Origin of the sequence: Zhihengliuella flava, assembly GCF_015751895.1 — a bacterium.
GTDB lineage: Bacteria > Actinomycetota > Actinomycetes > Actinomycetales > Micrococcaceae > Zhihengliuella > Zhihengliuella flava.
In genome coordinates this window covers 2,430,102-2,452,685 of record NZ_JADOTZ010000001.1, presented here as the reverse complement: position 1 = coordinate 2,452,685, position 22,584 = coordinate 2,430,102, and the positions used below count along the sequence as shown (strand labels likewise).

Annotated in this window: 20 protein-coding genes; 4 read left to right on the top strand and 16 right to left on the bottom strand. The window is 67.1% G+C overall.

The features are described from left to right. Positions 1-18 precede the first annotated feature (18 nt). Positions 19-1,278, bottom strand: a complete 1,260-nt coding sequence (locus IW252_RS11290; RefSeq protein WP_196836644.1) for a hypothetical protein — start codon at positions 1,276-1,278, stop codon at positions 19-21. Between the two features lie 93 nt (positions 1,279-1,371). After that, positions 1,372-1,722, bottom strand: coding sequence for a DUF6507 family protein (locus IW252_RS11285; RefSeq protein ID WP_196836643.1), 351 nt, complete (start codon positions 1,720-1,722; stop codon positions 1,372-1,374). A 108-nt stretch (positions 1,723-1,830) separates the two neighbouring features. Here IW252_RS11285 and IW252_RS11280 point away from each other — a divergent pair, with 108 nt between their 5' ends. Then, a complete protein-coding gene (locus IW252_RS11280) occupies positions 1,831-3,087 on the top strand; it encodes a THUMP-like domain-containing protein (RefSeq protein WP_196836642.1) in 1,257 nt (418 codons plus the stop codon). 45 nt (positions 3,088-3,132) lie between these two features. Here IW252_RS11280 and IW252_RS11275 read toward each other — a convergent pair whose 3' ends face one another. The 3 genes from IW252_RS11275 to IW252_RS11265 all read right to left on the bottom strand — a co-directional run bounded on the left by IW252_RS11275 (position 3,133) and on the right by IW252_RS11265 (position 6,947). Further along, positions 3,133-4,080 carry a hypothetical protein gene (locus IW252_RS11275; protein ID WP_196836641.1) on the bottom strand — a complete coding sequence of 316 codons (948 nt, stop codon included), beginning with the start codon at positions 4,078-4,080 and terminating at the stop codon, positions 3,133-3,135. A gap of 332 nt (positions 4,081-4,412) precedes the next feature. Next, a complete protein-coding gene (locus IW252_RS11270; protein ID WP_231365995.1) occupies positions 4,413-5,225 on the bottom strand; it encodes a shikimate 5-dehydrogenase in 813 nt (270 codons plus the stop codon). Positions 5,226-5,234: 9 nt separating this feature from the next. Next, entirely contained in the window at positions 5,235-6,947 is a 1,713-nt protein-coding gene (locus IW252_RS11265; protein ID WP_331271522.1) for a glycoside hydrolase family 3 N-terminal domain-containing protein, read from the bottom strand. Between the two features lie 65 nt (positions 6,948-7,012). On the opposite strand from IW252_RS11265, the gene IW252_RS11260 reads away from it, so the two are divergent. Together IW252_RS11260 and IW252_RS11255 are read left to right on the top strand one after the other, a co-directional pair. Beyond that, positions 7,013-8,155, top strand: a complete 1,143-nt coding sequence (locus IW252_RS11260; RefSeq protein WP_196836640.1) for a glutamate--cysteine ligase — start codon at positions 7,013-7,015, stop codon at positions 8,153-8,155. A gap of 167 nt (positions 8,156-8,322) precedes the next feature. Beyond that, positions 8,323-8,775 carry a membrane lipoprotein lipid attachment site-containing protein gene (locus IW252_RS11255; RefSeq protein WP_196836639.1) on the top strand — a complete coding sequence of 151 codons (453 nt, stop codon included), beginning with the start codon at positions 8,323-8,325 and terminating at the stop codon, positions 8,773-8,775. A 42-nt stretch (positions 8,776-8,817) separates the two neighbouring features. Here the strand turns inward: IW252_RS11255 and tsaD are convergent, their stop codons facing one another. From tsaD to IW252_RS13745, 9 genes are all read right to left on the bottom strand, one after another. Further along, on the bottom strand, positions 8,818-9,891 hold the full coding sequence (gene tsaD, locus IW252_RS11250; protein WP_196836638.1) for a tRNA (adenosine(37)-N6)-threonylcarbamoyltransferase complex transferase subunit TsaD: 1,074 nt from the start codon (positions 9,889-9,891) through the stop codon (positions 8,818-8,820). Positions 9,892-9,912: 21 nt separating this feature from the next. After that, positions 9,913-10,443: a hypothetical protein gene (locus tag IW252_RS11245; protein WP_196836637.1), complete on the bottom strand. Its 531-nt coding sequence runs from the start codon at positions 10,441-10,443 to the stop codon at positions 9,913-9,915. Continuing rightward, positions 10,436-11,863, bottom strand: a complete 1,428-nt coding sequence (locus IW252_RS11240) for a S24/S26 family peptidase (protein WP_196836636.1) — start codon at positions 11,861-11,863, stop codon at positions 10,436-10,438. Before IW252_RS11240 ends, IW252_RS11245 begins: the two co-directional genes overlap by 8 nt. Before the next feature lie 53 nt (positions 11,864-11,916). Next, positions 11,917-12,543: a SipW-dependent-type signal peptide-containing protein gene (locus IW252_RS11235; protein WP_196836635.1), complete on the bottom strand. Its 627-nt coding sequence runs from the start codon at positions 12,541-12,543 to the stop codon at positions 11,917-11,919. A 2-nt stretch (positions 12,544-12,545) separates the two neighbouring features. Continuing rightward, the gene (locus IW252_RS11230) at positions 12,546-13,157 is read right to left on the bottom strand and encodes a SipW-dependent-type signal peptide-containing protein (RefSeq protein WP_196836634.1); all 612 of its coding nucleotides are present in this window, start codon (positions 13,155-13,157) and stop codon (positions 12,546-12,548) included. Between the two features lie 215 nt (positions 13,158-13,372). After that, entirely contained in the window at positions 13,373-13,906 is a 534-nt protein-coding gene (gene rimI, locus IW252_RS11225; RefSeq protein WP_196836633.1) for a ribosomal protein S18-alanine N-acetyltransferase, read from the bottom strand. Continuing rightward, the gene (gene tsaB, locus IW252_RS11220; RefSeq protein ID WP_196836632.1) at positions 13,903-14,619 is read right to left on the bottom strand and encodes a tRNA (adenosine(37)-N6)-threonylcarbamoyltransferase complex dimerization subunit type 1 TsaB; all 717 of its coding nucleotides are present in this window, start codon (positions 14,617-14,619) and stop codon (positions 13,903-13,905) included. The genes rimI and tsaB overlap by 4 nt, the downstream gene beginning before the upstream one ends. 42 nt (positions 14,620-14,661) lie before the next feature. After that, positions 14,662-15,720, bottom strand: coding sequence for a response regulator transcription factor (locus tag IW252_RS11215; RefSeq protein ID WP_196836631.1), 1,059 nt, complete (start codon positions 15,718-15,720; stop codon positions 14,662-14,664). Positions 15,721-15,879: 159 nt separating this feature from the next. Then, on the bottom strand, positions 15,880-18,351 hold the full coding sequence (locus IW252_RS13745) for a helix-turn-helix transcriptional regulator (RefSeq protein ID WP_331271521.1): 2,472 nt from the start codon (positions 18,349-18,351) through the stop codon (positions 15,880-15,882). A gap of 228 nt (positions 18,352-18,579) precedes the next feature. Between IW252_RS13745 and IW252_RS11205 the strand changes: the two genes are divergently transcribed. Next, on the top strand, positions 18,580-20,337 hold the full coding sequence (locus tag IW252_RS11205; RefSeq protein WP_196836630.1) for a sigma-70 family RNA polymerase sigma factor: 1,758 nt from the start codon (positions 18,580-18,582) through the stop codon (positions 20,335-20,337). Here the strand turns inward: IW252_RS11205 and tsaE are convergent. Together tsaE and alr are read right to left on the bottom strand one after the other, a co-directional pair. Then, positions 20,334-20,861 carry a tRNA (adenosine(37)-N6)-threonylcarbamoyltransferase complex ATPase subunit type 1 TsaE gene (gene tsaE / locus IW252_RS11200; RefSeq protein WP_196836629.1) on the bottom strand — a complete coding sequence of 176 codons (528 nt, stop codon included), beginning with the start codon at positions 20,859-20,861 and terminating at the stop codon, positions 20,334-20,336. The two genes, IW252_RS11205 and tsaE, sit on opposite strands and share 4 nt — an antisense overlap. Next, the gene (gene alr / locus IW252_RS11195) at positions 20,854-22,026 is read right to left on the bottom strand and encodes an alanine racemase (RefSeq protein WP_196836628.1); all 1,173 of its coding nucleotides are present in this window, start codon (positions 22,024-22,026) and stop codon (positions 20,854-20,856) included. Before alr ends, tsaE begins: the two co-directional genes overlap by 8 nt. Positions 22,027-22,584: the final 558 nt, after the last annotated feature.

Genomic DNA, 22,584 nt, shown 5'->3' with positions numbered 1-22,584 from the left:
AGCCTGCTCCAACGCTCATCAGAAAATAGAACTCCACGTATCCGACACGAAATCACCGACATCTTCGGCCACATCCCCGATGCCGTCGGCGATATCTGTCACGGTATCCGCTGCCCAGTCCTTCACCCCCGTGGCGTCCAGCACATAGGAGAGACCAATACCGATGCCGAAGCCGACCACCGTGCCCAGTGGGCCGCCGATCGCAGTGCCGATCGCTGCGCCTGTCATGCCGGCCGCAATGTCCAGGCCGACCTTCGTCGTACCCTTCAACGTCGCCTCGTAGAGCGCCCGATTATGGATCTGCTCGCTCGTCCAGTCCGGGTGTTCTTGGAGCAGCTCTTCCTTCGCGTCGGCGTATTCATCGGCATAGGTCATGCCAGCAGTGATCAGCGTCATCACCGGCCCAGCACCCTTGGCGAACTTCGTCCACCCCTTGCTGTCGATGAAATCGTCGACGGTACTCGCCAGCTTCTGATCCGCACGCCACCAAGATGGCCGGTTTCCTGGTGTGATCGGCCGCCACCGCTCGGGGAATCGCTCAACGAGATCCCGGTACGCCTGTGAGCGCTTGTAGAGGAACTCGTTGACCTCGGGCTTGAGGTTGAGCAACTGCCGCTGCGTCCACGTCATCGCCGTGACTGTCTCGGTGGTCAGGGTCCGCACTTGGGCCTGAACCAATGTCACAGTCGCGATGTAGCGACCGTTCGGCGTCACGATGGTTCGAGTGGGCACCTGTATCGCGGTGAGTTTCCACTGCTGGAATGTTGTCTTCACCACCGTGATACGCGTGAACTCAACATCCTTGAACTGCGTCAGAGTCAGGCCAGCGCCGAGCAGCCCAGAAGCGATGCCTCCTTCCTTGGAGGTAATCGCTTCAACAAAACCGGGCGATGTAACGTCGACCTCGTTGATGTCCTTGGCACACCGATCCGCCGCCGCGATCAAGTCTTCGCCAAGAGCATCAATTTTTCCTTGGATCTCACGCTCGGACCCGTACCCCGACGTCGGATTCTCCGTCGATTCGTCTCCAGAGTTCTCGTTGCTGTTGAAGGTCGAAACTCGCCCTAGGAGGGTTGTGCGTCGCTCCTTGAGGTCCTCGACCGTGTCGCAAAACGTCTCCAGATGACCGCAAATGCGCTCACTGGCAACGCTCACCGCGGCCCCGTGGGCCAGCGGAAGGGTCATCGCCTGAACGACCTTGTCACGGCCCTCACCTTCGCGGTACTGGTCGGCGACGGGCGCCCATGCGGTTGCGCAATCACCGACGGCTTCATGCACGTTCCCGCCTCTGGTCTTCACAGTCGACGCATTCGAACGCAACGTGGCCTGGTCCGGCCAGTCTTGGAGACATTCAGTATTAAGGCTCAAGGCTTACACCGACTTCCCGTCATCAATCTCCAAGTCAGGTACCGCGTTAATGGCCGTCGTCGCGTCGTCCATCATTTCCTGATCCCCGTTGTGGTACGCCCTGACCACATCGCCTAGCGCCGTCGTCGCGTTGGTAATCCGCGTCTCTGCGGCTTCTGTCTGGATCGCCAGCAACCCGTTCCATGCCTCGGTCAGCGCCGAAGCCACCTGCGGCATTTTGCAGGAGGTCACGCACTCGTCCACCTCATCGGAGAGGTCCTTGCGCTTCGTCGCGATGTGGTCATGCTCCGTCTCGACATTGGTCTTGATCTCTCCCAAGGCACCCGGGGAGATGTCATAGTCGTCCAACGCCACGGCCAATACCACCTTTCGCAGTTTCGTCCACCCGCTAGAGATTACAAACTCCGGTTGAGACGCGCCATGGGGAGAACTCCCCAAGTTCGGACCGATACTGTGGAACCCATGGCCACCACCGACCGCGCCGACGCCAACCAGCACGTCGAAGACCTCTCCCCCGTCCTGACACCGGAGGGCTTCGGTCTCCTCGAATCGCTGCCCGCGGATGCGGCGACGACGGAGGAAGCGACCCTGCAGACCAACCTCGCGCTGCGCAAGGCCGGGCACGCGCCCGAGGTCGTCACCGCCGTCGTACACCAAGCGCGCCTGCGCGCCCTCGCCGAGACCAAGTTCGGCCCCTTCGCCGAGCACATGCTCCTGACCCGGGCCGGGCTCGAACAAGCGACGCGCGTCAGCGTGGCGGCGCTCCACGCCCAACGGTTTGTGCGCGCCGGGCTGCAGCGCGTCGCGGATCTCGGGTGCGGACTGGGGGCGGATGCCATGGCGATGGCCGCGCTGGATGTGGACGTCACCGCCGTCGAACTCGACGAGACCACCGCTGCGGCGGCCACGGTCAATCTCATGCCGTGGCCCAACGCGCGCGTTGTCAACGCGGACGCCACGGAGTTTGACCTGACCGAGTACGACGCCGCCTGGCTCGACCCGGCGCGACGGACCACCTCCAGCTCCGGAACGGCGCGTGTGTTTGACCCGGAGGCCTTCTCCCCTCCCCTGTCCTTCGTGGAACGGCTCGCGGACGGAGGGCTGCCGGTCGGCGTGAAACTTGGGCCGAGCCTGCCGCACGCATCCATTCCGGCCGGCTGCGAGGCTCAGTGGGTCTCCGTCGAGGGCTCCGTCACCGAGGCTGCACTCTGGTTCGGCGCGCTCAAGCGGACGGGCGTGGCGCGCGCGGCCCTCGTGTTGGGAGGCGGCGGCGCCGCTGAGCTCACCAGCGATTCGCCCGACGACGCCGCGGCCGAGCCGGCAGCCACCTCCGAGATCCGCGAGTACCTGTATGAGCCCGACGGCGCGGTGATCCGGGCCGGACTCGTCTCGAAGGCCCGTGAACAGGTAGGCGGCAGGCTGCTGGACCCGCACATCGCCTACTTCACGGCGGACGTGGCACACGAGACGCCGTTCGCGCGGGCCTACAAAGTCCTGGAGGTCATGCCCTACAACGTCAAGGGCCTCAAGCGCTGGGTGAAGGAGCAAGGCATCGGCGTTTTGGACATCAAAAAGCGCGGGCTGGACGTCACGCCGGAGGAATTGCGGCGGATCCTGCTGGCCGGTGTCGGCAAAAAGTCCCGACGGAAGGCCACGCTGATCCTGACCCGGCTGGGCGAGACGCGGGTCGCGGTCCACGTCGACCCGGTCCAGGGCTGATGCCATCGGGCCGCTCAATCGGACCGGTCAGTTGAGCTCGTCCGGCTATGCCGTGCCTTTCCGGCGAGCGAAGGCCGTGCGTAAACGGTCATAGAAACCACCCCAATTGGGGTCGCTGAAATACGTCTTATCGGTGCGCACCGTGAGCCAATCGATTTCCTCGAGCTCGGCGTCGCGGAGGATGTCGCGGGAGAGCTGCTCGGAGCTGTTGTGGTGCCTGCCCTCGTACTGGATTGCAATGCGCTGATCGGGGTACGCCAAATCGATGGCCCGCACCCCGCACCGGGTTTGCAGATGGAAGTTCACCACGGGCTCGGGCCATCTGTGCTTGACGAGGTCCTGCCGGACGATGCTCTCGGGTCGGGAATCAACGCCCTCCCGAAGCATGGACACAGCCTGCAACGCTAGGCGTTTTCCCGGAAACCTCTTGCGCATCTCCAACACGTCGAAGACCTCGTCACGGGTTGCCAGAGGATTCGCGCCGATAACATTCGGTGGCCGCTCCGCCCCATCAGAACGCTGCAGTAGCGCGTCGCCCGCCGCCACGAGGTCCGGCAGTCCCAGCCCAGAGCCCGCCAGCTGAGTCCACGTCCACGCCGGCGACGAGAGGCGGAGTCCATTCACCTCCCGAACGAAGTCCGGCGGAATCCTCGACCAGTGCCCCACCACGTTCACCTGACGCGGGCTGTTCCGCTGGGGTCCGGCGGTGCTGAGATGCACCGGGAACCCGGCCGTGATGCGTGGCGGCAGCCAGAGTCCCCACGCGTGGGCCGCGCTGACATGGCTTAGATGCGCATCAGGATTGGCCGCGCAGAAGGCCGCATAGACCTCGAGACTGTGGAACGGTAGGGCACGTTGCCGGTAGATCCCGCGGCCGAGCCGAACAAACCGACTTCCTCGCAGCTGACCCACCGTAACGCCGGCAGCGCGGGCGTCCTCGAGGTGAAAGACCCGCGGCAAGGCGGCATCGGGGTGTCGGTTGTGTTCCTGCATCCCCTCAGCATGCCGGACTTCGGGCACGACCCCCGCGAGTTATCCACAGAACGGCAGAGGCAGACGATTCGATGCTGGATGGGTCGTCACAAAGTGCTGGCGCGCTCACTTGGGTCGTACGAAAATGCAGTGCCGCTTCGATGGGTCGTACGAAATGGCGCCCTTCGGGCCAGATGTCGACGATTTCTCACGACCCATCTGAACCCAGCAGCAATTCCTCACGACCCACAAGGTCGACGGAGTCATTTCGCCGGCCCCAGCGCCCCGACTCCCCCTCGCGGGGCGACAGGCTGCCGGCAGCGCCTCCGCGGACTTGAATCAGCACGCTGCCCTTACGCCTCGGCGCGCATGAAGTCCTGCGCTGCCGCTACCTGGTCCTCGCTCGGCCGGATCCCCGTGTACAGGACAAACTGTTCGAGCGCCTGGATCGTCTGGACCTCAGCCCCGGTGATGACCCGCTTCCCGGCCGCGCGGCCCGCCTCGATCAGCGGCGTTTCCGCGGGCATGGCCACCACGTCAAACACCACGGACGCGGCCACGATCTGCTCGTGAGTAAAAGACAGCTGCCCCTCGCCATCCCCACCGGCCATGCCGACGGGCGTCACGTTGATCAACAGGCCAGAGCCCGCCGGCACCTCAGCGGAGTACGCAAACCCATACTGGTCCGCCAGCGCGTTCCCCCGCTCAGCATTGCGCGCGACGACGGTCACGTTCGCGAACCCCACGCTCTTCAGCGCGGCGACGGTCGCCTTGGCCATGCCGCCGGAGCCGCGCACCGCCACAGGCAGCGCGGTGTCAAGGTCCTGGACGAGCTGCGCCACGGCGAGGAAATCGGTGTTGTAGGCCGTCAGCACGCCGTCGTCGTTGACGATGGTGTTCACGGACGCGATGGCGGCCGCGGATTCTGTCAGGTGATCAACCAGCTCAATGACGGATTCCTTGTGCGGCATCGACACGGCGCACCCGCGAATCCCCAGCCCGCGCACCCCAGCGATCGCGTCCCGCAAATCCGTGGGCCGGAACGCCTTGTAGATCCAGTTCAACTCCAGTTGCTCGTAGAGGTGGTTGTGGAAGCGGGTGCCGTTATTGCTGGGCCGCTCCGACAGCGAGATGCAGAGCGTCATGTCCTTGTTCAAGATCGCCATGCCGTCACCTTAGCAACCGGAACCCGCCGGATATTGGCCCACGTCGACCGGCAAGTGACCCCTGGCCTCGGCCTCGCCCCGGAGCACGTCGACCAGCGCGGTAAAGGACGCCGGATTCCGGCCAAACAACGCCACGAGGCCGCTGCTGGCAGCCGATCCCTCCAGCGCCCACGGCGCATCGAGGGTCACCACCACGTCCCCGCTGGCCGGCTGCAGCGTATTGCCCAGCAGGACGACGACGTCGCCGGACCCGACGCTCAGACCCGCCTCTTGCGCCGCGGCAGCCAGCCGGGCGCGGTCGCGCTCATTGCCGCCGATGATCTGAATCGCCTCGCCCACCAGCGGCGCCCCGCACGCGCCGGTCACCTGGGTGACCGCGGCGCGGGCGGCCTCGAGCGCGACGTCGTCGCTCGATCCCGTCTCCCGGTCACCGCCGGACTCCCCCGCCAGGCGCTCTTGATACATCATCATCGCCACCACGCGCGTGGCCGCCTCGTCCAGACGCTCCGCGGGGATGGTTCCGTCCTCGAGTCCCGCCAGGATCGCGGCGTGGGCGGACCGGACGTCGACCGGCATCAGCAACAAGTCCGCGCCGGCGGCCAGCGCGGTCGCCGCCGGGTTGGACGCGGTGTCCGCCAGTGCGCCCATGTTCAGTGCATCGGTCACGGCCACGCCTTCAAACCCCACGTCCTCACGCAGCGCACCGTATGCGGCCGCGGATAACGACGACGGCACGCCGGGTTCCAGCGCATCGACGGCGATGTGCCCCACCATCACCATCGGGGCGGCCGCGCCCGGCCCCGCCTCCTGGCCCTCGGGCTGCAGGAAGGGCGCCCAGTCGCGCTCCATGAGCCCCTCACGGGTGGCCGACTGTACCGGCAAGCCCACATGCGAGTCCGTGGTGACGGACCCGTGCCCCGGGAAGTGCTTGAGGCTCGGCAGGACCCCCGCCGCCAGCGAGCCCCCCACGGCCGCGTGGGCGTGCTCCGCCACCCGCGCGGCATCGGAGCTGTAGGAGCGGGCGCCAATGACGGGATCCGCCGCGCCGATGGTCACATCCGCGTCCGGGGAGAAGTTCATCGTGAAGCCGAGTCCGGCGAGGTCACTCGCGAGCGCACGCTGAGCCTTCGCCGTCAGCTCCGTGTCGTCGGCCGCGCCGAAGGCCATGGGAGTCGGCCACTCGGTCAGGGGCGCCTCAAGGCGAGCCACTCGCCCACCCTCCTGATCGATCCCCACGATCGCCGGCCAGTCGCGACCTGCTTCCATGGTGTCGCGGAATGCGGAGATCGTCTCCTCGAGCTGCCCCACATCCGCCCCGGCGCCGCCGTCGTCCAGCGTGGTGGTGGGAACGTTGTCCCCCATGATGATCACTCCGCCGAGGTGCAACTCCTCAGCGGCGGCGAGGGCAGCGGCGGGGTCCTGACCGGTGTAGTACTGCACCAGCACCTGACCAGCCTTTTCTTCCGCGGTCATCTGAGCCACGGCCTCGGCGGCCGCGGTGCGCTCCTCCTCCAGCGGACCCCAACTCGTCGCGGCCGGTTCGGGGGTAGCCGTGGCCGATTCCTGCGGCGTCGGGCTTCCCGACGACGACGTGGACGACGACGGCGCCCCCACGGCGCATCCGGCCAGCATGAGGGCCGTGCCAGCCGCCAGGGCGGCGCGGAGGCGGACACGGCGCAGGTGGCGGGGAGTCACACGAAAGGCGGCAGGGTGCTTTTTCACGCCGCAAGGCTACCGCACCCCTAGAATGAGTGGTCAGCACGCACCACCACCAAGGAGCCCGCCGCATGGAGATCGAGTTCGCCGCGTCCAAACAGTCGACGCTGGGCGTCGAATGGGAAGTGGCACTCGTGGACCGGCAGACCGGAGACATGCGCTCCGTGGCCAATGAGGTGCTGTCCGGCGTGCATGCCCTCCACGGCGGCCTCAGCGAGGACGAAGACCACCCGCACGTGAAGCAGGAGCTGTTGCTGAACACGGTGGAAGTCGTCACGGGTGTGTGCGACTCGGTGGCCCAGGCCGAAGCCGAGCTGTCCCACAACCTCAATGAGATCCGCCGCGTGACGGATCCGATGGGGGTGGACCTGTACTCGGCCGGCAGCCACCCCTTCTCCCCGCCCAAGCTCCAGCCGGTGACGGACAAGGAGCGCTACGCGAAGATGATTGACCGCACCCAGTGGTGGGGTCAGCAGATGGCGATCTACGGGGTGCACGTGCACGTCGGGGTGGACCGGCGGGAGAAGGCGCTACCGATCGTCGACGGCCTCGTGAACTACCAGCCGCATTTTCAGGCGCTCTCCGCATCGAGTCCCTTCTGGGGCGGCGAGGACACCGGTTACGCCTCCCAGCGCGCGCTGATGTTCCAGCAATTGCCCACGGCCGGGCTGCCCTATCACTTCGGGGCCTGGGAGGCCTTTGAGCACTACGTCGGGGACATGCTGCACACGGGCGTGATTGATGACATTTCTGAGATCCGCTGGGACGTGCGGCCGGTGCCGAAGTTTGGGACCGTGGAAATGCGCATTTGTGACGGCATGAGCTCGCTGCAAGACATCTCCGCGATCGCCGCGCTGACGCAGTGTTTGGTGCATGAGATGTCCACCGGTTTGGACAACGGGTGGGCTATCCCGGTCATGCCGCCGTGGTTACGCGTGGAGAATAAGTGGCGCGCGGCCCGCTATGGCCTGGACTCCATCATCATCTTGGACCAGCAGGGCAACGAGGCCCTCGTCACGGATGAGATGTACAAGATTCTCAATCGCCTCGAGCCGGTGGCGCGCGAGCTCGGCTGCTCGGACGAACTGGCGGACATCGAACGCATTCTCCGCGGTGGCGCGGGGTATCAGTGGCAGCGCCAGATTGCCGCAGCAAACGACGGCGACCTGCGCGCCGTCGTCGCCGATAATGTGGCCCGCATGCGCGTGGCCTGATCCGCCGGCACGACGCCGACGCTCACCGCGGCGGCCCCGCAGACTCTGACCTAGGCGGCCGGCAGCGAGATCTGCGTGACCGGCTGGCCGAGAGCACAGAAAATGAAACGTAGTCACATCATTGCGACATCTTGGATCCAACTGCGCTTACTGCACATAGTTGACCAATGAAGAAACTCATCATTCCTGCCCTAGCAATTCTTGCCCTCGCCGGCTGCAGTTCCGAAAGCAACTCGGCGCCTGCCGGACAAAAGGAGCCAACCACGCAAGAAGCTATGGAGCCTCCCACTGCTCCCGACCTCACCGGTGCGTGGATTCAAAACAATCCGAAGAGTAAAGAATCTTTCCAGCAAGCAGAGATTGCAGATGGCACCCTGACTATCGAGTGGGTCTATGACGGAGGAGACACTACATCCGTCTACTGGGTCGGAACTTTTGAAACCCCCTCCGACGCCAATGAACCATACACATGGACCTCGGATCGCGATGTCGAGGCAACGGACAATGCGCTTCTAGCCTCAACCTCCGATAGCAAGGACTTCACCTACGAAGATGGTGAAATCACCTACGAAGTCACCGCGCTCGGAACTACAACAAAGGTTGTTCTCGAAAAGGAATAACCAGCCCAACTAGTGGCGCGGTGACCACCGAATTCCAGCCGACTAGGCGGCCGGCAGCGAGATCTGCGTGACCGGCTGGCCCGGGTCGGTGGCGAAGCCGACGCCCGTGGGGGCCACCCCCGCGGAGACCACCCGTGAGGCCAGTGCGGCGATCATGGCGCCGTTGTCCGTGCAGAGGCTCGGCTTCGGCACGCGCAGGGTGATGCCAGCGGAGGCGCACCGGGCCGCGAGGAGCTCGCGCAGTCGCGAGTTCGCGGCCACTCCCCCGCCCAGCAACAAGGTGGAGAGCCCGTGCTCCGTGCACGCCATGACGGCTTTTTTGGTCACCACGTCCACCACGGCCTCTTGGAAGGACGCGGCGATGTCCGCCACCGGGACATCCAGCCCCTTGGCTTGGTACTGCTCCACGCTGCGGGCCACCGCCGTCTTCAGGCCGGAGAACGAAAAATCGTAGCGATGCTTGCCCGGCGCCTCCGCGGTGCCCACAAACTTGGGCAGGCTCAGCCCTCGGGGGAATCGAATGGCCTTGCCGTTGCCTTCGCGGGCGATCCGGTCGATGGCCGGCCCGCCCGGGTAGCCGAGGCCCAGCAGTCGCGCCACCTTGTCGTACGCCTCGCCGGCGGCGTCGTCGATGGTTTGCCCCACCAACTCGACGTCGCTGGTCAGCTCCCGCACCTTCAAGATTTCGGTGTGCCCGCCCGAGACCAGCAGGGCGCCCAAGTCGCTGGGCAGCTCGCCGCCGTCGAGCACCCCCACGCCCACGTGCGCCACGAGGTGGTTGATGGCGTACAACGGCTTGCCGGTGGCGACGGCGAGCGCCTTGGCGGCGGCCACGCCGACCATGAGCGCGCCGGACAGGCCCGGCCCGCTGGTGACGGCGAGCGCGTCGATGTCGTCGAGCTCCACCCCGGCCGTGTCGAGCGCCTGGCGCAGCGTCGGGATCATCGTCTCGAGGTGGGCGCGCGCGGCGATCTCCGGGATGACGCCGCCGAAGCGCACGTGCTGATCCATGGAGCTGCTGACGGTGTTGGCGAGCAGCTCGTTTCCGCGGACGATGCCGACTCCGGTTTCGTCGCACGAGGATTCGATGCCGAGGATCAGGGGGGCGTCAGACATGGGGTCCAGCTTACCGCGCGGCTACCGGGGGATATTGCTCGCTGAACCGCAGGAAACGAGGACTGCGGTGGCGTTGTAAGTGTGGTTGACGCCCGATTCCCAGCCGCCCGGCCCCACAGCATAGAGGCGAAAATTGCCTTGGCCGAGGTCCAAGAGGTCGCCCAAGCTAATCGAGATGTTCACACCGGTAGCGCTAGCGTTTAGCGTGCCGGTTCGGGTGGGGCTCTGTCCCAGCCCCAAGACCCCCGGGTTGTAGAACTCCCATCGGTACTGCTGCCGGGTCAGTCCGCCAGTGGGGTTAGTCCACCGGAATTGCAGTTGGGAGGCTAAGGCCGGCTTGGTGCACGTCATGTTGACCGGCCTCAACACCTCGCCCGCGGCCAGCGTGCCGCGCGCATGCTCCGCATCCGCCCACGCAGCCTCCGTGGGGTGGGGCAAGTGGGCTCCAGTCACCGCTGCGGAGAGGGCGGCGAGCAGCACGACGACGGCGCCCACCCGCCGTGCGGTGTGCGCACGGCGCGGTTCGACAGCCCGTACCCCGTGCTTACGCATCACTCCCCCTCCGACGCCAGCGGGCAGCGGCCGCCAACATCAGGCCAACGGCCACTGCACCGGCACCGAGCCAGAGCCTGCTTGCGCCCCATCCCGTCCCGGCGAGCCCGCCCGTGGCACCACCGCCGGAATCGTTGGCCACCGAACCGTCCTGGCCGCCTCCAGCAGGGTCACCGCCGGGGCCAGCAAGGTCTCCGCCCGGGTCGGCAATGTCCCGACAGTCCCGGACGCTCACGCGCTCCGGTTGAGCGTGCCACGCCTCTTCGCCGAGCGTGACGGCCGTTCCGGTGCCGAGCCCGAAGGCGTCGACCCTGACCGTGACCGCGGGTTGAGGCCCTCCGGGGGACCTTTCGGTCAGCGTGACGTGGTAGAGGTACCACCGCTGCTCGCTCGAGGGCACACAGACGGATAGCGCCGCCGTCTCGCCCGGCTCGTTCTGCGCCTCCGGGGCGGTGGCGCCCACCTCCCGGCCATCGCACTGCCACGCTCCGGAGTCGACCACCCACCGCTCAGTGCAGGTCCGCTCAGTGACGCGGAACGCAGAGACGTCACCGAGCACCGTCGTTTCCGCGGAGTAGCGCCCAGCATGTGGCGCCTCTGCTTGGACGCCCACCTGCCAATACACCGGAGCACCGGGGGTCATGTTTTCCATCCGCCCGCGGTCGCCCTCCGTGATCAATGTGAGGAAGTCCCCCGTGGCCGGTGCCTCACTGCGGTTCGGGGCGACGGCCGCGTTGGCCGGGGCTGGCGCCGTCACCGTCACGGCGGCACTCGCGGCCAGCAGCACCGCGGCGGCGGCCGTACCCCGGCGTCCACGGCGGCGTCGTCCGGCACGCTGCCTCCCGCCGTCGTCCTGACGTCCTCGGGGCCAAAAGGCCCACGTCACCAGGGCGGAGGCGCCGAGCGTCAAGCCACCGAGGACGTATGGGTGACCAAACCAGATGAGCACGTTGGCTGCATGCGGGACGGAAAAGAGGACCTCACGCACCGTGGAGACGGTGTAGGGGTACGGGTCCTCCGTCGCATTGGCGTCGCCTCGCATGGTGAGCACATGCGTGGCGTCGTGACCCGCTGGTGCCGCGGTGATGGAGGTGATGCGGTGCGTGACGGGCAGTTGCCCCGGCCGGTCCACGGTGACGACGTCGCCGACCGCGACGTCCCCCGCAGGGACGGCACGGACAACGGCGACCGAGCCGGCCGGGATCGTGGGAGCCATGGATCCGGTCTTAAAGAGCATGAGCGTCACGTCGAACAGCAGAGCCGCCGCGGCCAGGAGGATACAGACCAGCCCGCCCACTGCGGCGAGATTGAGGGCCACCTGTCCCAACAGGCGCGGCAGGACCTGGCGACGCTGGGACCGGCGGCCGGACGGTCGGCGCGGCGTCGCGGAGGTGTGCGGTGGGGCGGTGTGGGCGGGCACTGAACCTCCTCTCGCGGATCGATGCCGAGTGGTCTGCGGCGTGGCGGGTCGCCTTAGTCGGACGATCCGGTTACCTGCCACGTGATGGTGCCGCTCTGACCTTGCGCCGTGTTCGGTGTGGTGGTGGCCAGCTGGACCTGGAAACAGAAGCGCCGAATGGTGGACCCGGCGGAGGGCACCGTCGCCGTCGCGGGCGCAAAGACACTGCCCGCGCTGACGGCCGTACCGCTGTACGTGGCGGAAGCACACGTGGTCCCCGTCGGCACGACGGCGACGCGGTACGTCAGGTAGTCCGTGATCGCGGCAGCGCCGGCGGGTGTGGAGCCCGTCAAGGTGAGCGTGCCGCCGACGGTGCTGGCTGTCGTCGTGCGCACGTCTAGGTACCCGTAGGCCAAGCTGCCCGGAGACATGGCCGTAGCGCCGAAGGTCATCTGCGCGGCGGAGGCATTCGTGGTGTGCTCGGCGAAGCCGGTACCGGTGTTTCCCACGATCCCGAAGACCGAGGCCGTGAATTCACCCCTGCTGTACTCGGGATCCGTCCACGCGGCCAAGGTTCCGGCCACGCCGATACCCAACACGAGTCCCCCGGCGAGCAGGGCCCGCACCTTGGTGAAAGGACCCCGGGTCCAGCGGTACCGCGGCTGGCCGTTGTGCTCCCGCCGCCCGGTGTGGCGGCCCATGGCTAGTTACTCGTCGAGTCGAACTGCCACACCGCCGTCGTCGCCCCACCCTGCTGGAAGGAGCCTTCGGCGCCAGCGGTCACGGCGAAGCACAGCTGGACCGGGGTCCCGTCCGTGCCGGCACCGTTGGAGACGAGATCCATGGCCGTGGCGCCCGTCTGGTCGTTCAAGGTGGTCCCCTCGGCGACCACCGTCCCGGTGGCCTCTCCAGCCTCGCAATCGCCGCCGGAGACCTGCGTGATGGTGTAACTGATGGCCCCTGCGTTGGGGCTGTTTTCGTTGGTATCTGTTCCCGTGACGCCGGCCGGGGTGACCGTCGCGTCCGTCGTGGTGTCGGCGTCCAGCCGCAGCCAGTAGGAGGCGTAGGTGGTGTCCCCGGGTGTGAGGTTATCGAACAGGGTGCTGAAGGAAAGGCTCAGCGCACCGTCCGCGGTGTCTTGGTCGGCGTACGTCACGCCGTCGTCACTGCCCTCGAGGTTATACGAGCCCGCCGTGAACAGGCCTTCGGCGAACTCCGAATCCGTCCACGCCGCCAGCGTGACCGCGGCGCCGACGCCCAATACCAAACCCCCGGCCAGAATCGCCCGGCCCTTTGTGAATGTCGAGTTACCCACGTGGTCCCCTCCCGTTCGTGCTCAGCAGCACAGGGCCGCGGCGGGGTGCGCGTTCCGTTTCGCGCCACCGGGCCCGATGACTCAGGATCCTAGGGGCTCCAACCCGGAGGGTCATGCAAATCCGGGCAGGTGACTAGCGCTCGTAGTGAAGTGCGTCACTTTGCGCCGAATGAGGCGCTGTTTGCGACAGCGCGCGCCAAACGCTGGACGAAGCCTTAGGAAAGTGGCAGCTGCATAATATGAGCCGCCACGGACCCGGGGTAATAATTCGGGCGCACATGGATTTGGCGGAAACCATGCCGCTCATATAACTGCTGGGCGCGCTGGTTGTCTTCGCGGACCTCAAGCATCACGTTCTCTGCCCCGCGCGTGCGCGACTCGTCGATGATGGCCTGCAGAAATGCGGTACCCAGGCCGCGACCCTCGAACTGAGAATCCACGGCGATGGTCTGCACATCCGCGATGGGAAGCACGCACATCATGCCGGCATATCCGACAATCTGCCCCTCCACCTCGGCCACCCAGTAGCGCCTCGTCGGCGGCTGAGGTGCTGGCTTGCCCGGCCCGGCCGGGCGCACGTCGTCTCCCCGTCCAGCTTGCGCCAGCTCCGCATCAAACATGTCCCGGGGCCACGCGTCCTCTGGAAAGAGCCACAGCTCGAGGGCATAGACCTCCGGAATGTCCGCGGCCACCATGTCCCGCAGGGCCCAGCCCCCGCCCGGCTGGCCGCTCGCCGCCCGTTGGCTCATGCGGCGCCCCGCGGCTGCGTGCTTGGGCCCTGGACCATAGCGGCGGGAACCTTGGCATCAGACTCCCGCAAATAGAGCGGGGTGGTGGCCAGTAGTTCACCCCCAGCGGCGAGCGTGCGTGCCGCAGCGGCCCCCAGCGCGGCGGCATCGGGCACGACGTCGTCCCACCCCGCCACCGGAGTTGCCCCAGCCTCGGCGAGCGCCTCCGGATAGATTCCCGCTCCTGCTCCGTAGACCGGGTACCCGGCCACAGCGCCCGCGGCGCCGACGTGGGGGCCGTCCACCAAGCGCGCCTCGGCGTCGTACACCCCCCAGTAGAGTTCACGACGTCGGGCATCGATGGCGGTGACAAATCGACCATTCGCTTCGCCTTGCCGCACGGCCTGCCACGCGATCGCGTCGAGACTCACCACGCCGCCGACCGGTACGGACCACGCAAATCCCAGGGCGTTGGCGGTGGCGATGCCCACGCGCAGCCCGGTGAATGGGCCGGGCCCGACGCCGACCACGATGTGGTCGATTTCTCGACCGTTCACGCTAGCCTCGGCAAGCATTCCAGCGATGGCTGGCGAAAGGACCTCGGCGTGGGCATTGACGCGATCGGCTGTGAACCGGTCCAAGACTTGCACGCCGGCGGCCGTGGAATCCCCCTCGTGTACGCGCAAGAGGGCGGCGGTGGCACGGGCGGACGTGTCGATCGCGAGCAACAGCATGAGCCCCAGTTTACGCGCCGGAGTCTCCGCGTCCGCTGCGCATCACGTCACCATGCGCAGGCGGGCCGAGCGGTGTGCTGCTCCCACTGACGTAGATCTTGCGTGCGGCGACTCCCTCTGCCCCGCGGGTTGGACCTCGTCCCGGGGCCTGGCCGCGTCCCACACCTCCGGCAGCCAGTGATAGCCGACGCTGCGCACGGTGCGGATCCACCGGGGCTCCCGCACCCGCTCACCCAGCTTGCGGCGTAGGTTTCCGACGTGGACTTCCAAGGAGCGCAGCGCGGAGCGGTCCGCCGTTCCGGCGCCAATCACGCCAACGAGTTCGGCTTTGCTCAGCAGGCGCCCTCCCCCGCTGCTCCGGCCACCCATCAGCGCGACGAGAATGCGGAACTCCGTGCGTGTGAGGTGCACCTCGGCGCCGTCGAGCCAAGCCAAGTGCTGCCCGATGTCGACCCGCAGCCCGTCGGATTCGAGCACTCGGGGGCCAGGAGCGGGCGGCAGAGCGGGTCCAGTCGACTCGTCCCGTCTCGCTCGCTGCGGCACGACGCCGGCTCGAGGATTGTCAGTCCGCGGTTCACGGCCCGCAGCGTTGGCCGAGCCTCGGTCCTGCACCACAGGGCCGTGCTGCGCCGCCAACGGACCTGTTGCCGGCTGGAGGGAGCCCTGCCGCGCACGCCGCACGCGGCGCAATAAGGCGCGCCATCGCACAGCCAATTCCCGGTGACTCAGCGTGGCGTCAATGATTTGGTCCGCGCCCGCATCGAGAAGATCAATGCGCTGGGCTTCCTCCGCCCCGCGGTCCAGAACCACCACATAGGCGCGGCTCACGCCGCGCAGGCGCCGGATGACTTCCACCGCGGGAAGGTCCCGATAGTGCGTGGACATTACGATCAGCGACGGGCGGCCGCGGCCCGCCATTTCCACGACGTGCCGCCCGGGTCCTGCCACCACGGTAGGGAACCCGTCGGCCGCCGCCACGGATTCGAACACGTCCTGCAGGCCCCGCTCAGGTAGGGCCACCAAAACGGTGGCGCCGTTCGAGAGCGGCCCGGTGCTGCCCCGGGCCGGCCGAGAATTGTTCATCGGTTCTTGCTGCCTCATGCCCTCTTTAATGGGTGGGCCCGCGAATCGTGACGCCAGAATCGCGAAAAATTCTTGAGGCGGCCCTGACTCCGCGTTGCGTTACCCCTGAGTAAGTCCCCGACTCTCCTTGAGCCACCGCCGAGGCGCACCGCTGGCGCCGCCGTCGTCCTGTGGCGTCTAGATGAGGTTCCACCGCTCCGCGGCTGCGAGCGCCTCGGCCCGTGAGGACGCACCCAACTTGCCGTAGAGCGAGGACGCCTGAGACTTGATGGTGTTGGGCGAGACGAAGAGCTCCTCGGCGATCTGCTTGCGCGTCAATCCCCGGGACAATCCTGTCAAGAGCTCACGCTCGCGAGGGGTCAAACGTGGCATCTCCTCCGTCGAGGCGAATCGGCGGGCCCCGATGCCGTCAAGGCGCCGCAGTTCTTCGGCGTCGAACACGCCACGGGCGCGGGCCGCGGCGCGATGGGCCTCCGACTGCCACAGCGGCACCAATCCGATCAACGGGCGCGGCCTGTGCCCGTAGCGCTGCACAAACTCGTCCACGCCTTCCGGCGCAGGCAGCGTGGTAGTCCTCAGCGCATCGGCCAACAGACGCTCCCGGACCGGCGGATCGAGACTAAGTGCTTGCGCCGCGAGCTCCCGCGCTTCGACGCGCCGACCCGCGAAAATCAAGCACCACGCCCGGTAAATCAGCCCGTCCAGTGAGTCGCCCAGCCGTTGCTCGGCCTCGGAAAGCGCGGCCCGCACGTCCCCGCGACTCAGTTGGCTCTCCACTCGGAGGATATTCATCAGGCGCGCCGCCACGGGACTATGAGCGGCGAAGGAGCGATCCGCTTCCGCGCGCTCCAACATCCGATCGGCGTCGCCGTAGCGCTGCTGGAGCAAGGCCAGCCGGACCAGGGCCAACAGGTGGAAGGGCCACCGGTCGGAATTCGCGGGGAACGCGGGTAGGGTCGCGAGCTCGGCCTCCGCCGTCGGTTCATCAAACTGCTCCAGGGCGATGAGTGCGGAGACGATCGTGAGCGTCTCCGCACCGCGCGAATGCGGCCCGTAGCGGGCCAAATGCTGGCGCCCCTCCCCCACAGAGGCCTGCGCGGCAGCCAGCTCGCCGCGATACACGTGCAACAACGCCAGGCCGGCGCAGGAGATCAGCGCACCGGTGGTGTAGTCCCCGGCCGCGGCGCGCCGATGTGCCAGCTCGTATCCGGCGAACGCCTGTTGCACTTGGCCGGCCATCAAGGAGGAGAGCCCCACCTCGAAACCAGCGACCGAATGCAAGGCGGACTCCACCTCCGGCGGCGCAGCGGCACTGAGTTGAAGGACCTCGGCGGCCCGCATCCCGGCGGTCTCATACAGTCCCAGCCGCCGTTCGTAGACCATCAGCGCGATCGCCGTCGTTAGCGCCTCCGCACCCTGCCGCCGCCCCGTCCGCGCGTGTTGGTGACGCAAGTCCTCGAGGATGGCCGACTGATCGGGCACGTTACTCACCGGCATGGCCGTATTGATCTCACTGGGATCCAGCAGGACCTGGCCAGCGCGCAGGGCCGGGTGCAGCCGCGTGGCCTCGGGCGGGATGGCCTGGAAGCTACCCACAATCAAGTCCCGATTCCCGTCCAACAGGTTGGCCCACCCGCCCAAGAGGATTGGGGTCAACGTCTCCCACTCGCCGGCGGTCCGGGCGAGGCGCACGGCATCGGCAATCCGCCCCGAGGCGTTGAGGGCGCGCGCCGTCTCGCGTACGGCCTCGCGTGCGCGGCCCGGATCCACCGAATAAAGGTGCGCCGCGCACACTCTCCGGAGGCTGGTGGGGACAGACCACGACGACGCCGTCGCCCCCTCCCGGGGACCATCAGCCTCGCGCTGGGCGAGTCCGACCCGTTGGGCCGGGTCAAGTCCGAGGGCCAGGCTGCCCGAGGAGACATGGGCTAGGGCCGCCCGCGTGAGAACGGGAAACTGTCCAATCCGCGCCAGCTCCAACGCGGCGGGCTGGGCCTGAATCCACGTGAGCCACGCGTCCGTCACAGCGGGGTGCAGTTCGTCGGCGACCGCGCTGACGTTCACGCCGCCGTGCTCCTGCTGGTCAGGTGTCCTGTCGTTCGCGTCGAGCAACGTATCCCAGGCATGGAGCCATCCACCGAACTGCGCCCACGCTGCTTCGAACCATGCTGACTCTCCGCCGCAATACGCGGCGGCCTCGGCCCGGTTCAGCAGCAGGTCCCCAGCTTCCACAACGACGGCGCCAGCGGCGCGCGCTGCGTCGGCCGCGGCCGGCTGGGGCGGCAGTATCACGGCGAGCGCGGCCAGTGGTGCTTGTTCACGTGCGGCCGCGAGGGCCGCCGTCACGGCCGCACCGGCGTCGTATGCCTGCCCGGACGGCAGCGCCGCGCGCACCTCGTGCGCCTCAACAACACGGTAGTCCCGCTCCTGGGCGGCATGACTGCGCCCCCATGCGGCAATTAGGCGGTGCCGGCCCGTTCCCGCCGGCGCCCGGACGGCGAGCAAGCGAGCGTCCTGCACACAAGCGCTGACGCGGGCCCAAACCGGGCTCGAGGACCGCCGACGTTGCGCGGCCGGGGACAACCCGCTCGCCGAACCGGCCGGGCGGGAGTGAGCCGGCTCGTCGGGGAGGCGGGGATGGGCGGGCACGGGTCCTCCGGTCGGCGGGGTCAGACGAGGGTCGATCTGTGGGGAGCGCGGAGCTTTAACACTCACGTGCTCATATCATGCATCATTAAGCTGAGCCCAGCCGCTGGAGATACTGTTTGATAGCGGCGCATTGTGCAAACCCTGAGCAGAAAATCCCCTCCTAGGGTGGCCCCGGATGCTCGCACACGGGTGCACCGGCAGGACGCCGCTGCAGAGAGGAAGACACGCATGCTGTTCCCCGAGGAGGAGCGCTCAGACGCCGAGCTGATCGCCGCCGTGCGCGCCGGCGATGACGAGGCGTTTGGCGAGCTCTACGCCCGGCACCAGCACGCCGCCCTGAGGACCGCCAAATGGCGGTTGAACGCGGGCAGCACGGTGGAGGCAGACGACGTCGTTGCCGACGCTTTTTCCAGCATGCTCACCACACTGCGCCGCGGCAAGGGACCCACCGAGGCATTCCGCCCATACCTCTTGACGGTGGTCTCCCGGACGGCGCTTGCCGCGATGAAGAAGTCTCAAGCTGAGCTCAAGACGGACTCGATCGAGCTCTTCGAATCCGGAACGGATCACGCAGACCCGGTGATGGACGGCTTTGAATCGCAACTGTTGGGCCGGGCGTTCCGGTCGCTGCCTCAACAGTGGCAGCTCGTGCTGTGGCACGTGGAGTTGGAGGGCGAAAAGCCCGCGGATGTGGCCAGCCTGATCGGCGCCGCGTCGCCCAACGCGGTGTCGGCCCTGGCTGTCCGCGCTCGGGAGGGGCTGCGGGCGGCTTACCTACAGGCGCACGTGAGTGAAACCACGCGTGAGGAGTGCGCCCAAGCCGATCAGTTTGCCAAGTACGTCCGCGGCACGTTGACGCCCCGGAAGCAGGCGGCGTTCAGCCAACACCTTGAGGATTGCCCGGCGTGCTTTAGCGCCCTCGGACACCTCGAGGACGTGAGTTCGGCCATGCGGTCCGTGATTGGCCCCCTGTTTGTGGGCGTGGGCTCGGCCGGTCTGTTCGTGTGGCTGACCCCTGCCGGGGCGGCAGCCGGGGCCGCGGCGGTCGGTGCCGCGATACCCAAACCGTGGTGGCAGTCCGCCGGCCTCGCCACGGCCGGGGCCGTGGCCGCGACGGGGATCGTGCTCGGTGTGACGGGACTTGCCGCCGGCTGGATCAGCCCGACCGCCGACGACGCCGTCGCTCCGACGGCGCTGTCCGGCCCAGCTGAGGCTGGCGCCTTTTCGGCGAGCCCCAGTGAGAGGCCTCAGAACTCAACGGCGGTGTCGGGACCCGACGTCGTGACGACGCCTGCGCCCTCCGCCGAGGCTGCGCCCACGCCGGCGACCTCTCTTCCAGCGGCTGACCCGGCTCCAGTCGCGCCGCCCCTAGCTGAGGTGACCACTCAGACTGAGGCGCCCGCTCGCCAAGCGCAGGCAGAGGCTCCGGCCGCGACGCCCACGCCCGTTCCTGAGACACCTCGCAGCCAGGCCTCACCGCCCGCTGCGTCTGCGGAAGGGACGCTGGCCGCGCCGCCCACGCCCCAACCAACGGTTGAACCGACACCTGAGCCGGCCGCACCCCACTCTGCCGGTATCACGGTGACTCCGCAGCCAGAGGTTACGCCCGCACCACAACCGAGTCCTGAACCGAGCCCGCTGCCGGAGCCGACTCCCGAACCGGAACCGGAACCTGAACCCAGCCTGCCGTCCACCCCCGAGACTGTTTCCACCGCTCCCCCAGAAACGGGCGAGGCGACCAGCCCGGAGAGTCCAGACACCGAGGGTGAGGCCTCCGCGGAATCAGTCGTCGAGCCGGTGCCGCTCGAGCCTTCGCCTGCTCCTGCTGAGGAGCCGGACTCGGGCAAGACTCCCCCAGGGCACGATCCGTGCCATCCGAAGCCCACCCCGGGGTGTGCCGCGGAGACGGTCGGCCCGCCGGGGCAGAGCGAGGACGCAGCAGAGCCAGAGGGTTGGATGATCCGCGTCGAGTTGGTGCTGCCCTAGTCCCAGCTCAGGGGTGTGGCCCACCGCGGCCCGTAACCGCTGATGCGCACGACGCGCGGATCGGCGTCGTCCCGTTCTTCAAAATCGGTGACAATCTCATCGCCAGCGTCCTCGCCAGTGGCTCGCTGGAGGTGAATTTCGAGGCGGGAATCGCTGAGGTGTTCGGCCTTGCCCTGTCCCCACTCGATCACCGTGACGCTGCTAGCCAGCGTGGACTCCAAGTCGATGTCGTCGATTTCCTCGCTTGAGCCAAGCCGGTAGGCGTCTACGTGCACCAGATCCGGCCCATCGGCCAACGCCGGGTGAATGCGGCAGAGGACGAACGTCGGAGAAATGATGCCGCCCCGCACGCCGAGCCCTCGGCCGAGGCCTTGCGTCAACGTCGTCTTGCCTGCCCCGAGCTCGCCGGAAAGCAGGATCACGTCCCCTCGCCTAAGCTGGACGGCCATCGCGGCAGCTAAGCGTTGCGTCGCTGGTGCGTCGGCTGCCTCGACTTCAATGGTCCATTGGGGTGCCTCACCCATGGCGCTCCTCCCCCGCGGCCACGGTCTCGGCCGCCTCACCGGTGTACACGCGCGGTACGCGGCTGCCTATCCGCGTCACCATTTCATAGTTGATGGTGCCTGCTGCGTCCGCCCACTCGGTGGCTGTCGGCCCATGAGCCCCAAAGAGGACGGCCTCTGTACCCACGAGCTCGCGAGCGGGCACCTGGCCAACGTCCACGACGAACTGGTCCATGGCGACGCGGCCGCAGGATACGTGGCGCTGGCCGGCAATCTGCACAGGCCCGTCAACGGCCACCCGCGGCACGCCGTCGGCGTAGCCCAGAGGAATCAAGGCCAACGTCGTCGCGCTGTGCGTCCGGTAGGTGAGACCGTAGGAGACCCCCTGATCGGCGGGAACCTCCTTGGCGTTGGCGACGCGCGCGGACAGCGTCATGGCTGGCCGCAAGCTGAGCGCTTCATGGTCCTGATCGCGAAACGGGCTGAGCCCGTACATGCCCAGTCCCAGCCGCACCATGTCGAAGTGAGCATCGGGGCGGGACAGCGCGGCCGGCGTGTTGGCGGCGTGCTTGAGCTCAAGCTCAAAACCGGCTTCTTCAGCGGCCGAAATCGCGGCCCGGAAAGCCTCCAGCTGGTGATCGGTCTGCGGACGGTCGGGCTCGTCCGCCACGGCGAGGTGGGTCCAGACTCCCACCACGCGGATAAGGCCCTCCTCCTGGAGTTGGGAGGCGGCCGCGAGGACGTCGGGCCACGCCTCGAGCGTGGCCCCGTTGCGGCCGAGGCCGGTGTCGATCTTGAGGTGCACGCGCGCGGGTTGTTCGGCTGCGCGGGCGGCTGCGGCCACGTGCTCCAATTCCCAGCCGGAAATACCCAAGTCCACGTGGGACTCAACGGCGGCGGCGAAGTCGGTGCCCGGCGTGTGCAGCCAAGCCAGCATTGGTGCGCTAATTCCCGCCTCGCGGAGGGCGAGCGCCTCGCTCACGTGCGCGACGCCCAGCCAAGTGGCCCCGGATTCGAGGGCGGTGCGGGCCACGGGCAGCGCGCCGTGCCCGTAGCCGTCGGCCTTGACGACGGCCATGACCATCGCGGGGGCTACCAAGTCGGCGACGTGCCGCACGTTGTGGCCGATCGCGTCAAGATCAATCACGGCGCGGCGCTCCCACCGGGCCTCTTCAACAGAACTCACGGCACTATTGTGTCAGGTTGGCAGCGCGACCCTGCATTCTCGGCGAAGTTCTGCCAGAGTCGAGTTAGGCTGCTGGCTTATCCTACCGCCGCGGAAAGACGCGACATTACACATCAAAATATTGTTCTTCGGCATCAATGAAGAAACCGATGGCCCGACTATGCATCGTCTGATTGTCATCTGAACCATTTTTGCGGCCTGACTGCCCCGCTCACTGAAAATGAATAACTTTCACATCGACACGCAAGAATCAAAATTCTGGGAATGCTGAATTACCCTTGACCAAATTCACGAAATCATCATAATCATTCGTTTAATGGCAACCTATAATATCCATCGTTTCGACACACCGATGGGCTGATTCAGGGGCGATGTAAACATCTAAATCGGACACGGCATCTTGGCAAGTCGATCAGCACGAGTGTGCTCAAAATCCATGCGTACTCGAATTTGAATTCAGATTATCTGCTCTCAAAGTCTGCAATCTGCACCCAGAACACCCCGTACGTCCATCCAAAATTAAATCAAATTTAACTCTGAGGCTAACCAGTTATAGTG